The organism is Pseudovibrio sp. Tun.PSC04-5.I4, from assembly GCF_900104145.1.
In the GTDB taxonomy this organism is placed as follows: Bacteria; Pseudomonadota; Alphaproteobacteria; order Rhizobiales; family Stappiaceae; genus Pseudovibrio.
Genome location: NZ_FNLB01000006.1, coordinates 581593 through 595497, shown reverse-complemented (window position 1 = coordinate 595497; position 13905 = coordinate 581593). Strand labels below are relative to the sequence as shown.

Genomic DNA, 13905 nt, shown 5'->3' with positions numbered 1-13905 from the left:
AGCTTGTTTAGTCCAGAGACTTCGACGCCCAAATATCAGTATCGATGCCAACCAGTTCCTGCAGGTTGGCGACACCGCGCGCGGCAACAAGTCTGGACAGGTGATGATTGATTTTCTTGACCAGCGTCTGCCCCTCATAAACCATGCCTGAATACAGTTGGATCTGATTGGCGCCTGCGAAGATCTTCGCCGCTGCCTTTTCCGGCGTATCCACCCCACCCACACCGAAGAGTGGCAGGTCAGGGCCGACGGCCATTCTGGTTTTTGCCAATGCGATCGTGGCCCGGTCAAACAGCGGAGCTCCAGACAGCCCACCCGCTTCTTTTGCCTGCGCCGTATCCTTCAAGGTGGAGGGGCGAGAGATCGTTGTGTTGGAAACGATCATGCCATCCACATTGTTGGTCAGGACGACCTCAGCGATCTCCTTGATCGCTTCTTCAGTTACATCAGGTGCTATCTTGAGCAACACAGGTACTTTGCGGCCTAGACGATCCTGCTGACTATCCCGTGCGGCCATAATGGTTGCGAGAAGATGGGAGAGTGCGTCCCTCTCCTGCAAATCACGCAGACCCGGTGTGTTGGGTGAGGAAATGTTGGCAGTCAGATAGTCAGCCAGTTCTGCAAAGCGCTCAATACCCTTCACATAATCAGCAACACGGTCCTCAGAGAGCTTGTTGGCGCCAATGTTGATGCCAAGCACGCCTTGCTTGCGTCCTGTCTTGCTGATGCGGTCATAAACAACATCATGGCCTTCATTGTTGAAGCCATAGCGGTTGATGACGGCTCGGTCAGCACTGAGGCGGAAATTCCGAGGGCGCGGATTACCTTCCTGCGGCAGCGGCGTTACAGTTCCCACTTCAACATGACCAAAACCGAGCTTCATGAGCGGGACGATGGCCTCTGCGTTTTTGTCAAAGCCTGCTGCCATGCCAACCGGATTTTTGAAGGTCAGGTCGCCCCATTTGTACTCAAGAGCTTTGTCTTCAACCTGACCGAAGGTTGGAGCCAACCCAGTTGCCAACATTTTGATCGTGGCGTTGTGCGAGGTTTCAGGATCAAGGCAATGGAGCGCTTTAATGCCGACTTTGGTGATCAGATCTTCGATAGACATTTACAGCTCCGGGAACTCGTGATTGCCTTCTGCATTCAGGGGCAAAGGCTTAACCCATTTTGCTTTCGCAACCGGAAACTCTCCGTATAGATGCGGGAACAAGTCCCCACCTCTGGAGACTTCCCACTTCATTTGTCCATGTGAAAAATCATCGGCTTCAACCGCAATTAGAAGCAAATCATCCTGCCCTGCAAAATGGCGTGCTGCGGTCTCTTTTACAGTTTTTAAGCTGGAGAAATGAATGAAGCCATCAGTCAGATCGATGGGCGCACCAAGGAATACTCCCGCCTCTTCAGCTGCTTGCCAAAGAGCCGTGGGCGCGATCTTGAATATAAGGGACATATGGGATTGCCTTTCAGGAGAGACGCATACTCAACTGAAGTCATGCTCTTACAGGCAGATTTCGGTGACTGGCAACCCCTCTCTTACGCCTAAAGCTTGCAATAGGATTTTATTCACCACATATAGAATTCTTTTTCGAGCTCCGGTGCCGCTGTGCCGCTGCGTTGTAAGCGATGGCACCTACAGCAGGATAAACTGCTTTTGGAGGTAAGATGTTAAGTCACGAGACTTTGTGGGAGGCTCTGGATAATCTGGCGCAACGGCATCAGCTCAGCCCCTCCGGTTTGGCGCGTCGGGCCGGTCTTGATCCGACTTCCTTCAATCCTTCCAAGAGGTTCGCCGGTGATGGCAGACCGCGTTGGCCTTCTACAGAATCCCTTTCTAAGGTTCTGGAAGTCACCCAGATGTCCTTCGTTGATTTTGCTAATCTGGTGCAAGACAATACGGATACCTCTGGTATTCTTTACAGGGCATTTCCAGCGTATTTGTGTACCACCAACGATTTGATGGAGATTGACCCAGCCAAGATCTCTAAATTCCAGCTGGATAATTTCTGCGAGAGTTTTATTTTCCCCAGTCCGCAAGGCGAGAAATTCTTCGCATTAGAGGTTTCGAGTAATAGTTTTGAACCATACTACGAGGAAGGAAACTTTCTCATCGTCTCTCCCGAGAGTTCCTTGCGGCGGAATGATCACGTATTAATGCAAACCAAAGACAGAGAAATTCACTGCGGCGTGCTGCAGAGGCAAACCAACGAGCGCTATGAATTTCGAAGGGTAACTCCGGAAGATAGTCCGCGGGTGATCCAAAGTTCTGATTTGGTTTGGGCGGCAAGGGTTTTATGGGTGAGCCAGTAAGCATACAGGGCGCTTATGCGGATTACCAAGACAACCCTTTTCATATCAGGAGTTTTGCTCCTTAGCGCAGCTGGTTTTTATGCGCTGATAGATTTTTATTCTGATCCGGCCTTACGCGGCAATGCCCGCACGCTTTATCGCCCTTCCAGCTTTCCAGTCGCTGTTCAAAAAGCAGAAACAGATTTGCAGCAGGCTCAACTGGGCGCCGCTCAGCTGGCAGCACACAAGGAAGCGGAAGCCAAGATCCCGACAACTCCGGTTAAACACCCTAGCGCGCTTCGCAATGTTGGCGGTACATTCACGCCTGCTCCGGAGGTGAGTGGCCCCCTTCAGCGGATTGCCCACGTCAAGGCTCCTCGAAAACCAGCCGGTCCTCCGCCAAAAGAGCTGGTGCTCTTTCATCCGGTAGCATTGGACGGAGCTACGCTGAGCGACAAAAAACGCCGCATTCAACTGCATCATATTCAAGCTGTCCCATTAAGCACTACATGCCCAAGCAAAGCAGGCGATAAGTGGCCTTGTGGTATTCGCGCACGCACCGCCCTACGTGCTTTCATAGGGCAAAAGCGTGTGACATGTGCTGACATGAAAACTGAACAGCAGGACGAACTCATCGCGACATGCAGCGTTGGCAAACATGATCTCGCCACTTGGCTGGTGAAAAATGGGTGGGCGAAGGCCGGTGCTGATGCGCCAAGAGCTTTGAAAATAATTGCCGAAAAAGCCCGCAGGTCAGAGCAAGGCATTTGGCGCTCGAAGCTGGTTCAATTGAGCGAGGATGAGACAGCTACGCTGGTCAATTCGCTGAAGGAACTGGAAGACCACAGCACATCTTCCACGCCGCTGGTGATGGCAGGTGAACCCAACATAATTTGGCGACCTCGCGAAACGACTGAGGCAAGTACGCAAATACCGCAGTAACACCTTATTAGAACCCTTGGAGAAAAATTAAATAATGTCAGGGTTTTGGAGCATATTAAAGCGAGAGGCCTGCTTTTCGGCAGGCGCCGCAACAACAATCATTTTCTTTCTAGCTGGGAACGATTTATTACAGGCTTCGTCTGGTCTCGTAATGCAAATGTTTTATTTTTTCTGGCTCTTTGGCGTGATGCTGTGGTGCGCTTTTGGCGTGGTGCGCCATGCTGATTGTCTTGCTGTTAAACTTGGCGAGCCTTACGGGACGCTCATTCTGACGCTGTCAGTCATTGGCATTGAGGTGTCGCTGATTGTCTCCATCATGCTGACAGGTGACAGCAATGAGCCACTGGCGCGTGATACCATGTTGGCTGTGCTCAACATTGTGCTCAACGGTATGGTCGGGGTCAGCCTACTCCTCGGTGGTTTGAAGTACGGGGAACAGCCCTTTAACACCCAAGGTGCGCGCTCCTTCCTTTCTGTTCTCATTCCACTTGCAACATTCTCTCTGATCCTTCCGCGATATACGACGTCCACCGCTGACCCTTCCCTTTCAACCGGTCAACAAATCTCGTTCGCCTTGATGATCAGCGCACTTTATGTAGTGTTTCTTGCGACCCAGAGCATTCGGCACAAATCCTTCTTTATTCAACCGAAGCCACATTCAGGGGTCGCTCTGTCGTTTCTAATGGCAAAGGACGAGGACGAGGATGAGAAACACGCAAAGGATGAGGATGATCACGACCACGACCTTGAGATCTACTCCACGGGATACCATGCAGCCTTTCTGATCATGACCATGCTGCCGATCGTGTTGCTTTCCAAGAAGTTCGCGGTTCTGGTTGATTTTGGGATCGCCGGCTTTGGCATGCCAGCTGCCTTTGGCGGCGTTCTGGTCGCCTTGCTGGTTTTGACACCGGAAGGCTTAGGGAGTTTCCGCGCGGCGCTGGCAAACCGTTTACAACGCTCTGTGAACATCTGTCTGGGCTCGGCTCTGGCAACCATTGGGTTGACGGTGCCAGCCGTACTCATCGCGGCTGGCATCTTTGATATTCACATCGTATTGGGCGTGAAAGACACGGATATGATCCTGCTCCTTCTCACCCTGATACTAAGTATGATCACCTTTACAGGATCGAGGACGAACGCCTTACAAGGCGCTGTCCATCTGGTGTTGTTTATTTTCTACTTCATCCTGATCTTCCAGCCCTAGCAGATTACGATCAAGGATCTCCTTGACCACATGATCTGCCCATTGCTGGTTGCCGATTGGCGCTGCATGGACCCCATCCGGGCAAAACCCTTCCGCGGTGATGCCCGGTGTAACCGATATGGCAGTGGCCCCCCGCTCATGGCATAGCTGAGTCCCCACACTGTTGATCATCCGGCGGCGTGGCTCTAAAACCGCCCCGAGTGCCCATGATAAAGCTGGCACGCTCAACGGGGACATGAGGTTGGACCAGTACAGCCGCGCATGGGGATATTTGGTCCGCAAGGCATAGATCAGCTCGCCGAAGCCCTTCTTCCACGCTGTGCCGGAGCGGAAATTCTTCAGATCATTAAAGCCGATGCTGATGTAGATATGGGTGTAATCCGTATATGGCAGGTTGGGTACAACCACATCACGCAATTGGCCCGAAGTTGCTGAGTTATTGCCTGCAGCACGCCATTTAACAGGTCGGCCTGTGGTTTGAGCCAGTTTATGAGCCATCTGGCAAGTGAGGCCATTGGATGTATGATCCAGCCCGATGCCTGCAACGGACGAATCTCCGACGACAAGTAAATTGATTTCTTGGCCCATACCGGCAATCTCGCCAATTTGCGGACCCGGTGCTGGTGATAGTCTTAAAGAATTGGCCCGAGCACGTAAGCCTTCCACAATATAGATCGGAAGAAGTGCCCAAGTGAGCCAGCTTGGAAAAGCCATAAAAAAAGCCCCCTCTGTTGAGGGGGCTAATTCATCACGCAGACAGCTCGCCTGCAAGTGCTTTTGTAATCAAACTACGTGTTTCTGGAATACCGTAGAGGGCGATAAAAGACCCAAAGCGAGGGCCTTTTTCTTGTCCCAGAAGTACTTGATAAATCGCAGAAAAGAACGATTGCGCAACGCCTGGACGACCATCTGGTCCTAGTTTTACTGTGTTCTGATAACGCTCAATATTACGACCAATGTCGTAGATAGCGGTCTGGATATCTGCACCATCGGTATCAACAGGCAGATCGGCAAGAACAGCATCCAGTTTCTGCAGCATTTCAATTTCGACTTCATCTGCCGGCTTGAAGACCTTCGTTGGTTTTACGAAATCGTCGAAGTAACGGATTGCGTAGCCAACCAGCTCATCCAGCATTTTGTGTGTCGCTGGTGTGGTGCCTGGTGCGTAGCGGGAAATAAACGCCCACAGCACATCGCTGTTGACTGCATTTGAAGCAGAAACAAGATTGAGCAGCATCGCGAAGGAGATTGGCATCTCTTCTTTCGGCGGTGTGCCGTAGTGGATGTGCCAGACAGGGTTCATCAGCTTCTGTGCTGCATCCATATTGTCGAACTTAGACAGGAAGGTGCAGTACTCATCAACCGCTTTCGGAATGACGTCAAAGTAGAGCTTTTTCGCTGTTTTCGGTTTCTGAAAGTTGAACAGAGACAGGCTCTCCTGAGAGGCATACTGCAACCATTCTTCCATTGTCAGGCCATTGCCTTTGGACTTGGAAATCTTCTGGCCTTTGTCATCCAGGAACAGTTCGTAGTTGAAGCCTTCCGGAGCAGGACCGCCCAGAACCTTACAGATTTTGCCGGACAAGCTCACACTGTCAATCAAGTCTTTACCGGCCATCTCGTAGTCAACACCCAGCGCATACCAACGCATCGCCCAGTCGGCTTTCCACTGACATTTGACGTGACCACCGGTAACGAGTGTTTCAACATGTTCACCCGTTTCAGGGTCAATGTAGGTCACAGTGCCCTTTTCGACATTGCGCTCGACCATGGGCACCTGAAGAACAATGCCTGTACGCGGGCAAATCGGCAGGAACGGAGAATACGTTGCCTGACGCTCTTCGCCCAGTGTTGGCAGGATGATCGCCATGACCTTGTCGTAGACTGCCAACATGCGTAGAAGCGCAGCATCAAACCGACCACTCTCGTAGTATTCGGTTGAAGAGGCAAATTCGTATTCAAACCCAAATTTATCAAGGAACGCCATCAGCTTTGCGTTGTTCGCGGCTGCAAAGCTTGTGTATTCATTTGAGAATGGGTCTGGCACTTTGGTCAGTGGTTTGCCGATAAACGCCGCCAGCATTTCCTGATTAGGAACGTTGGTCGGCACTTTACGGAAGCCGTCCATATCATCAGAAAAGCAAAGCAATTTTGTTGGAACCTTGTCTTCGGTCAGTAGACGGAAGGCGGTGCGCACCATTGTTGTGCGGGCAACTTCGCCAAAGGTTCCCATGTGTGGCAAACCAGAAGGGCCATAGCCGGTCTCAAACAGAACCGGTATGTCCTTGGGTTTCTTCTCCAACCGTTTGAGCAGTTTGCGCGCTTCTTCAAACGGCCAGGCTTTAGATACCTTGGCCGCCTCGATGAGTTCAAGGTTGAGATCGAGATGAGGCAAACTGTTCATAGACATGGATTTTGAGATCCGTTTTTGGAGAATAAGTTGTAAATGAGTTTCTCTTTCCGCTGCATAAAATTCAGCTCGGAAAGCAGCGCGAACTTATGTAAAACTGGAGCCCGCGTCAATGATAGTTCTTTGATATTCGGCTCCAACCTCTTGTATGAGGCGCGATCCTATCCTACCTCTTGCAAGCGTCGAGCGCTGCTGAGAGATTTGGCGCGATGCTTAACAGGATAAACCAAAACGCAAAGCAACTTGCTTTGGGGGGATGTAGGGACGATGGATAGATTTCTAAGCGTAGAAGAAGCCCTGATTCATGTCATGGTGATGGTATCAGCTGCTGATAGCGCTATGAGCGATGCTGAACTGCGTCAGCTTGGTGATATTGTTGGCATTCTCCCGGTTTTCAAAGACTTTGATGACAACACGCTGGTAGGCATTACAATGCAGTGTGCTGAGCGCCTTTCCGGCGAAAACGGCATGACTGACACACTGGCGCTTGTTGCTGATTCACTGCCATCAAAGCTGCATGACACGGCCTATGCACTGGGTGTTGAAATTGCGGCTGCTGATTTGCGGGTTAGCCTGGAAGAAGTGCGTATGCTGCAATTGCTGCGCGATCATCTAAAGCTGGACAAGTTGACTATTGCAGCGATTGAGCGAGGCGCACAAGCGCGTTTCCGCACGCAATAATGCGGTTTGCTATCCATCTGGATAGCCCGAGCGGCCTATTTGTTATCACGCGTGTTCCGGTCCGAAGTTCGGCTCCACGTTTCGGGAACGCGCTTGAATACATGATGACTTTCGCGGGCAGATATTCTGCCCGCTTAATGCACTGTCTTAATCATATCCGGCAGGTCTAGAGAAAAGGCTGGTATCTTTGCGGCAAAGAACTCGCCTTCTTGCGTTTGCATGCGGTAGTTGCCCGTCATAATGCCAGAGGATGTGTTGAGCGGGCAGCCAGATGTATACTGGAACGAGTTTCCCGGCTCTATAACCGGCTCCTCACCAACAACCCCTGCCCCATTGACCTCTTGAGAATGCCCATTCGCATCAATGATGTGCCAATGGCGAGAACGCAGCTGAACTGCTTTTTCCCCCTGGTTCTCAATTGATACTGTATAGGCCCAAAAGAACTGATCATCTTCCGGGGTAGATTCATCGGCAAGATAATACGGTTCCACAGTGATTTGTATATCTCGGGTAACGGCACGATACATAGCACAACCCATTTTTGAGGACTAATCAGCTGCGATTGCTCGCAGCGGTACGCATCCCATTTCTCAAAAGTCTAACCTTTTCTGCCACTTCTTCGCAAGACCAGCTATCTCATGAAGACGTATTAGAACGGTTCAAGACCATATGCCGAACCATGAAAACCCGAGAAATTGCCGAAAGTGTGCAGATCACAGCAAAAATCCACGCAACCCATGAAAAATAAGAGGGAAATAGACAAAATGCGACGAATACACCAATGGTTTCAAATCCTTCAGCCAGCCCACCAAGGTAGTAAAACGACTTTTTACCTCGCAAAGAGGTTTTGATACTTAGCTTTTGTGCCAATGTCGCAAATGCGAGGAAGGTGGAACCGTTAATGTAAAAACTGAAAAGAAGTGCGGCCGCTGCTAAAGCGTTCTGCTCTGGTGCAACAAATCCGAATGCTAGTGGAATTGCCCCATAAAATATGAAGTCGAAGGTGATGTCGTAAAACCCGCCGAGGTCCGTTGATCCTGCTGCCCGTGCGATTGCTCCGTCCAGACCATCTGCGAACCGGTTGAGCAAGATGAACAGCAAGGCCGTGTTGTAATGGCCAATAGCGACGGCAGCTGCTGCTGCCAACCCAAAACCCAACCCGACAAAGGTAACAGCATTAGCTGTAATCCCGAGCTCTGCGAGCCCCTTGCCCATTTTGTTGAGCGGGGGATCAATATAGCGGCGAAGTTTTGCGTCAAACATATCGTATCCTATTAGATATGTTGCTGTCTTAGGGCTTTTTTTGCGGAGTGCCTACACAGTGGCACTCGCAATCCACACGCACCTGATCAACAAAACTTCAGCAAACTTGATAATGTGCAGCACCCTTACCATTTTCCGGCTTAAAACCATGAGAAACTTGATCCACTTTTCGTGGTGTCTTCCAAGCTTTCCCTTCAACATTGGCAGATTGCTAACGGTCTTTTTTAAGCTGTGCGAGCCCTTCTTTCAGCTCATCTTTTAGTTCTTTCAGTTCGAACAGCACCTGCCGTGTTTCTTCATGGACGTTAATGCGATCTTCCTCCAGGTCCTTTTCATGCTCCTGCTGCATGGCCGCTACAATGATACCAATAAATAGATTCAACACAGTGAAGGCCGTACACAGGATGAAAGGAATAAAGAACATCCAGGCATTTGGGTAAACTTCCATGACCGGACGTACGATGCCCATACTCCAGCTTTCCAGAGTCATAATCTGAAACAGAGAATAGGCTGATGCGCCGATTGACCCGAACCATTCCGGGAAGACAATTCCATAGAGCCGCGTCGCCATGACGGAGAACACGTAAAATACCAGTGCCATTAACAGGACAATAGAGCCCATTCCCGGCAGTGCAGCAATCAAACCACCAATAACACTTCTCAAAGATGGAACGACCGAGATCAACCGCAGGATACGAAGAATTCTCAGCGACCGAAGAATGGTGGCAGGGCCGGTAGCAGGAATAGCTGCAATACTGATAATGAAGAAATCAAAGAGATTCCAAGGGCCTTTGAAGAACTTAGGTCCGAACGCTATGATGCGAAGCGTTAATTCGACAACAAAGATCCCGAGAATAACTTCATCAAGTAAATGTAGTGCCTCGCCATAATGCGCAATAAGCATTTGGCTTGTATCAAGACCCAAGACGACCGCATTCAAAACAATAATACTTATGATTGTGTATTCCCAATTACGGCTTTCAATTATGGATCGCAACTTAGCCCGCATTTTGACACCTACACCTCACTTAAGCATTTCGCCCACCCTAAGAATATATCGGGCAGTTTCAAGTTGAAAAAGGCCAATTCAAAATAGGTATGTAGGAATGAAGAAACCAACAAGAACTAGGAGTAGTAACCTACAAAATATACTACCTAACTTACTTCTTAGTTTTCAGAGGCTTGACGATATCCACAAGACCTATCATAAATTTGCACAATATTATGAAGTTTGCATGCGGGTGTAGCTCAATGGTAGAGCAGAAGCTTCCCAAGCTTAAGACGAGGGTTCAATTCCCTTCACCCGCTCCATACTCTGTTTCATCGATTTTTTTACTGGTGAATTCTCACGGAGTGCTAGGTTTTCCATCGTCCCAGGGAACCAGAATATTCTGGCTGCTGCTCTTAATACCCTGAATGGCGATTGTTTCTAAGTCTGCAAAACCTCGCATAGTGCAAATGCAAGAGTTATCCGGTTCAGAGGTATGGATATGGTTAGAGCAATGAGGGACGACCTCACGCGTTTTGTGATTGCACAAGATCCGGTTTATGGCGAAGTTGTTCGCGAACTATCTAACGGCAAAAAGACAAGCCACTGGATCTGGTTCATCTTTCCACAACTCCGGCGACTTGGTCGATCCTCCACAGCGCACTTTTATGGCATTGAGGATCTTTCCGAAGCACAAACATACTTGTCAAACCCAATGCTGACGACCCGCCTGCGGGGCTGTTGTGAGCTGCTCCTCAATCAGAGAGCACTGACCTCTCGTCAAATTCTTGGTGAGATCGACAGCATGAAGGTCCGTAGCTCCATGACCTTGTTTGCGCTTGCAGCTGATGATCCCACTATATTTTTGAGGGCTTTAACCCAGTTTTATGATGGGATGCCTTGCTCTCAAACGATGAATGCACTCGATATGGGATGGCCGTTTAAGGCCTTCCATTGAACGGAACAATTAGCCTTCGTGTTGTTTGCCTCTTTGCTGAGCAACACCGTGTTCGGTTTTACGCCAATAATGCGGTTTAACGAAAAACTCGATAAGCGCTTTGTAAGAGGCAATACATCCCAACACCCAATAGAGCGGTATACTCAGGATCTCGAGTAATGTTGGTCGGAATTTCCTTTTCGCACTGCCTTGAAGGACGGTTGCGACGGTGCCTCCCAAGCCGAATAAAAAGCAGAACAGAGCATAGATGCTAAAGCCATTCAGCGCTTCAGCGCCTATCTGATGATAGTTCCAGAGAATGCGAGTGAATGCGACTACTGTTAGTGGGGCCGCCCAAAGGCACAACATTCCGCCCATAAACATCAACAATAACATGGCGAAGTTCTTGAAACCCAATTGCTGGTAGGTCAAAACTGGATTGCGCAGGTGGACAGCGAGTGTTTGTATCCACCCTTTGTGCCACCTGGTTCTCTGGTGTAACCATGCAGTCAACGTGAGCGGCGCTTCCTCATAAGTCGTGCTCTTCAACGTTTTGGTATTAAAACCATGTCGGGCAAAACGGACTGCCAGATCAGCATCTTCTGTCACGTTGAAAGGGTCCCATCCACCAACTTTGCGCAAAGCGCTCACTCTGAAGTGGTTGGATGTTCCGCCAAGTGGCAGCAAAAGATTGCGCCGTGATAGGAATGGCAGGAACACATCAAACAGCGCGGAATACTCAAACGCGAACTGGCGTACCAGCCATTTATCTTCAGCATGATCGATGGACAGAGAGGCCTGCAAGCAGGAAACATCATGTCCCTCCAACGCGAACTGGCAAATAGCTTTTTTGAGTTGTTGCGGCTCTGGCCGGTCTTCTGCATCAAAAACGGTCACAAACTCACTTTTGGTTGCGGCTAATCCGACTGAAAGCGCTCTGGGTTTGGTTTGTGGTTTTCCGGACGGAAGAACGATCATTCGCATGCTCATTTTGAGCAGCTTCCGCAAGTGTTTCTGGGTGAGATCATCCTCTTGCTCGACAAGAAAAATGATATCCAAAGCTTCTTTGGGATAGTCCAATGCCTCCAGAGCATCGACCAACTGTCGGCAGATGGCAGCTTCTTTGTAGAGAGGAACCAGCACAGTATACTGTGGCCAGTTCGTGATATTGGGAACTTTGATCTCGTCTTTGTCTGAATATGAAAATGCCGAAGCCAAGCGAAGGATGCCAATTGCACCGAGCGAAATCGTCAACAAGGCCATGCCTAACCAATAGAGATGCTCAGAGGCAAAGCCGAGCGCACCAAGAAAAATGACCGGTGAGATTGTAAGAAGCTTGCGTTGCGATGGCATAAACCGGTTCAACGCTGACATGGACAGGTCATCATTGGCCAATGCGTTGGAGCTGGCGGTGGTGACCGTAAGCACTTCTTGATATTGCGGAATGACAAGTACAATTTTGTGAGTTGCCTCGTCAAAGTGACTAAGTGCTTTTTCAAAGGCCCCCAGCTGATGCCCTAAGGGAGCCGCTGCAAAGACCACCTTTTGATTCAAATCCAATGCCGGAACGAAGAGAATGCCTTCCGTCTCAAATGGCTTTAACTTGTCATCAATTGGTGCGATGGAAGACAAGCTACCGGCCTGCGCAAAGCGAATATTCATCCGCCCAGATACGCCCCAATAAAAAACTGCCACGTCCAGAAAACCCTGCTCAATCAGATAGTGGCTGACACTGGTGCAGCTTTTCTCCATGCGCGTTTGTGCAAATGAAATCAAAGCTTCTGAGCAATTGCATTGCAGAAGGACATCCCGTTCCAACGCATTATCATATTTGAGAAATTCAGGGACATAACGGGTTTGAGTTTTTTTACGGATGTTTTTGTACTCTGGTCGATGCCCCTCTCCCAAATATCCATGGGAATATCCCGCATTTTCAATATGTTCTTCCAGCGGGTTAATCGAGACCATTCTCTTTTTAAGAGCTTGGCTTGCTTGCAATGAGGTTTGGTTTTCAACGCACCCAATAGACAAGGAGAGAGAACGCAGCGTGTTTGCTTGGCGTACGGAAAGTGGTGCGTTCATACCAACTCTGTTTTCCTGCCCATCAATCTCCTCTCCTGTTAATTGGGGAGGTTGATATGCGGTTGCAGGTCTTTTCCTCTCGCAGACATTCACTTAGTATCTCCTTGAGAATTTCCCGTTAGGCTAGCGCCATATTTTAAACAGGATTGGACAGCTTTTGCGTTTCCTTGCATTCTTCATATTGCTTGTTGGCGGTATCGCCCAGCCACTCTTTATTGCAGCTTCAGATGCTGTGGCACAGAATGCGAATGGCACAATTGAACGGGAGGATTCCCGGAGCTCTCCTTTATTAGCCCCTGGAAAAGAAGGGATGTCGGCAGCCAACTTAGAGCGAAGAAAAAACTCCACGATCACCATTCCGATTTTTTCTGGAGGCCAGTCCGGGATTAGCTCGACAGGTAAGGCACCCGAGAAAATCAGGTTTGTTGCGGCTGATGATTTCCCGCCTTTTGTGTTTCGCGACAGTGAACAACGCCTGATGGGGTACAACATTGATCTGGCACGGGAAATTTGCCAAAACCTCAAAATTGCCTGTAGCCTCGAGATCAGACCCTTTGGACACCTTGCCAACACGGTTGTGAACGGAGAAGCAGACGCGATTATTGCAGGTCTAACGATTACTCCAGACATCTTGAACCAACTGCAGTTTTCACGAGTTTACATGCGGTTTCCGGGTCGGTTCGTGATCACAAAAAATAGTAGCTTGAACCCGCTCCCAGATACGATGGAAAGCAAGAAAATTGCTGTTGTTATTGGCTCTCGGCATGAGGCCTTTTTGGAAAGGTTTTTCCAGGACGCCATTCCAGTTCCCTTTGATAGTGAAGAGCTTGCACGCAAAGCGATCATCAGCTCCGAAGTTGATGCCTTGTTTGGTGATGGAATGCGTTTGTCGTTTTGGCTGGATACAAAAGCGGCAGAGAGTTGTTGTAAGTTCGCCGGAGGCCCCTGGTTAGATCCGGGCTACTTTGGCGGTGGGCTTGCTATTGCAACAAAAGCGGGAAACACCAAGACGTTGAACGCGATCAATCTTGGTCTCTCCCGCCTTCAAACCAATGGAAGATTGGGTGAGCTTTACTTGCGTTATTTCCCTCGCGGGTTCTTTTAGA

At 49.5% G+C, this 13905-nt stretch carries 14 protein-coding genes and 1 tRNA gene; 7 read left to right on the top strand and 8 right to left on the bottom strand.

Going from position 1 to position 13905, the window contains the following annotated elements:
* Positions 1-7 precede the first annotated feature (7 nt).
* Together BLS62_RS07775 and BLS62_RS07770 are read right to left on the bottom strand one after the other, a co-directional pair.
* Positions 8-1111, bottom strand: coding sequence for a quinone-dependent dihydroorotate dehydrogenase (locus tag BLS62_RS07775; RefSeq protein ID WP_093179003.1), 1104 nt, complete (start codon positions 1109-1111; stop codon positions 8-10).
* A complete protein-coding gene (locus BLS62_RS07770) occupies positions 1112-1453 on the bottom strand; it encodes a DUF952 domain-containing protein (RefSeq protein ID WP_093179000.1) in 342 nt (113 codons plus the stop codon).
* Between the two features lie 212 nt (positions 1454-1665).
* On the opposite strand from BLS62_RS07770, the gene BLS62_RS07765 reads away from it, so the two are divergent.
* From BLS62_RS07765 to BLS62_RS07755, 3 genes are all read left to right on the top strand, one after another.
* Positions 1666-2310: a S24 family peptidase gene (locus BLS62_RS07765; RefSeq protein ID WP_093178998.1), complete on the top strand. Its 645-nt coding sequence runs from the start codon at positions 1666-1668 to the stop codon at positions 2308-2310.
* A 54-nt stretch (positions 2311-2364) separates the two neighbouring features.
* Positions 2365-3231 (top strand): thermonuclease family protein, encoded by an 867-nt coding sequence (locus BLS62_RS07760; protein ID WP_208990739.1) that lies wholly within the window; start codon positions 2365-2367, stop codon positions 3229-3231.
* Positions 3232-3382: 151 nt separating this feature from the next.
* Complete coding sequence (locus BLS62_RS07755; protein WP_244283556.1) at positions 3383-4438, top strand: calcium:cation antiporter; 1056 nt, start codon at positions 3383-3385, stop codon at positions 4436-4438.
* Here the strand turns inward: BLS62_RS07755 and BLS62_RS07750 are convergent.
* Both BLS62_RS07750 and BLS62_RS07745 read right to left on the bottom strand, forming a co-directional pair.
* On the bottom strand, positions 4376-5152 hold the full coding sequence (locus BLS62_RS07750; RefSeq protein ID WP_093178989.1) for an SGNH/GDSL hydrolase family protein: 777 nt from the start codon (positions 5150-5152) through the stop codon (positions 4376-4378). The two genes, BLS62_RS07755 and BLS62_RS07750, sit on opposite strands and share 63 nt — an antisense overlap.
* 34 nt (positions 5153-5186) lie before the next feature.
* Positions 5187-6848 carry a lysine--tRNA ligase gene (locus BLS62_RS07745; protein ID WP_093178986.1) on the bottom strand — a complete coding sequence of 554 codons (1662 nt, stop codon included), beginning with the start codon at positions 6846-6848 and terminating at the stop codon, positions 5187-5189.
* 267 nt (positions 6849-7115) lie between these two features.
* Here BLS62_RS07745 and BLS62_RS07740 point away from each other — a divergent pair, with 267 nt between their 5' ends.
* Positions 7116-7529 (top strand): tellurite resistance TerB family protein, encoded by a 414-nt coding sequence (locus tag BLS62_RS07740; protein WP_093178983.1) that lies wholly within the window; start codon positions 7116-7118, stop codon positions 7527-7529.
* 134 nt (positions 7530-7663) lie between these two features.
* Here the strand turns inward: BLS62_RS07740 and apaG are convergent, their stop codons facing one another.
* The 3 genes from apaG to BLS62_RS07725 form a co-directional block, all read right to left on the bottom strand.
* Positions 7664-8056, bottom strand: coding sequence for a Co2+/Mg2+ efflux protein ApaG (gene apaG / locus BLS62_RS07735; protein WP_093178980.1), 393 nt, complete (start codon positions 8054-8056; stop codon positions 7664-7666).
* 109 nt (positions 8057-8165) lie between these two features.
* Positions 8166-8792 carry a CDP-alcohol phosphatidyltransferase family protein gene (locus tag BLS62_RS07730; RefSeq protein WP_093178977.1) on the bottom strand — a complete coding sequence of 209 codons (627 nt, stop codon included), beginning with the start codon at positions 8790-8792 and terminating at the stop codon, positions 8166-8168.
* A gap of 211 nt (positions 8793-9003) precedes the next feature.
* Positions 9004-9801, bottom strand: coding sequence for an ion transporter (locus tag BLS62_RS07725; RefSeq protein WP_093178974.1), 798 nt, complete (start codon positions 9799-9801; stop codon positions 9004-9006).
* A gap of 228 nt (positions 9802-10029) precedes the next feature.
* Between BLS62_RS07725 and BLS62_RS07720 the strand changes: the two genes are divergently transcribed.
* Positions 10030-10103: transfer RNA gene (locus tag BLS62_RS07720), tRNA-Gly, on the top strand.
* 179 nt (positions 10104-10282) lie between these two features.
* Entirely contained in the window at positions 10283-10738 is a 456-nt protein-coding gene (locus BLS62_RS07715) for a DUF1810 domain-containing protein (RefSeq protein WP_093178972.1), read from the top strand.
* A 9-nt stretch (positions 10739-10747) separates the two neighbouring features.
* On the opposite strand, the gene BLS62_RS07710 is transcribed toward BLS62_RS07715, so the two are convergent.
* Positions 10748-12799, bottom strand: coding sequence for a glycosyltransferase (locus BLS62_RS07710; RefSeq protein ID WP_093178970.1), 2052 nt, complete (start codon positions 12797-12799; stop codon positions 10748-10750).
* 310 nt (positions 12800-13109) lie between these two features.
* Here BLS62_RS07710 and BLS62_RS07705 point away from each other — a divergent pair, with 310 nt between their 5' ends.
* On the top strand, positions 13110-13904 hold the full coding sequence (locus tag BLS62_RS07705; protein ID WP_208990738.1) for a transporter substrate-binding domain-containing protein: 795 nt from the start codon (positions 13110-13112) through the stop codon (positions 13902-13904).
* Position 13905: the final 1 nt, after the last annotated feature.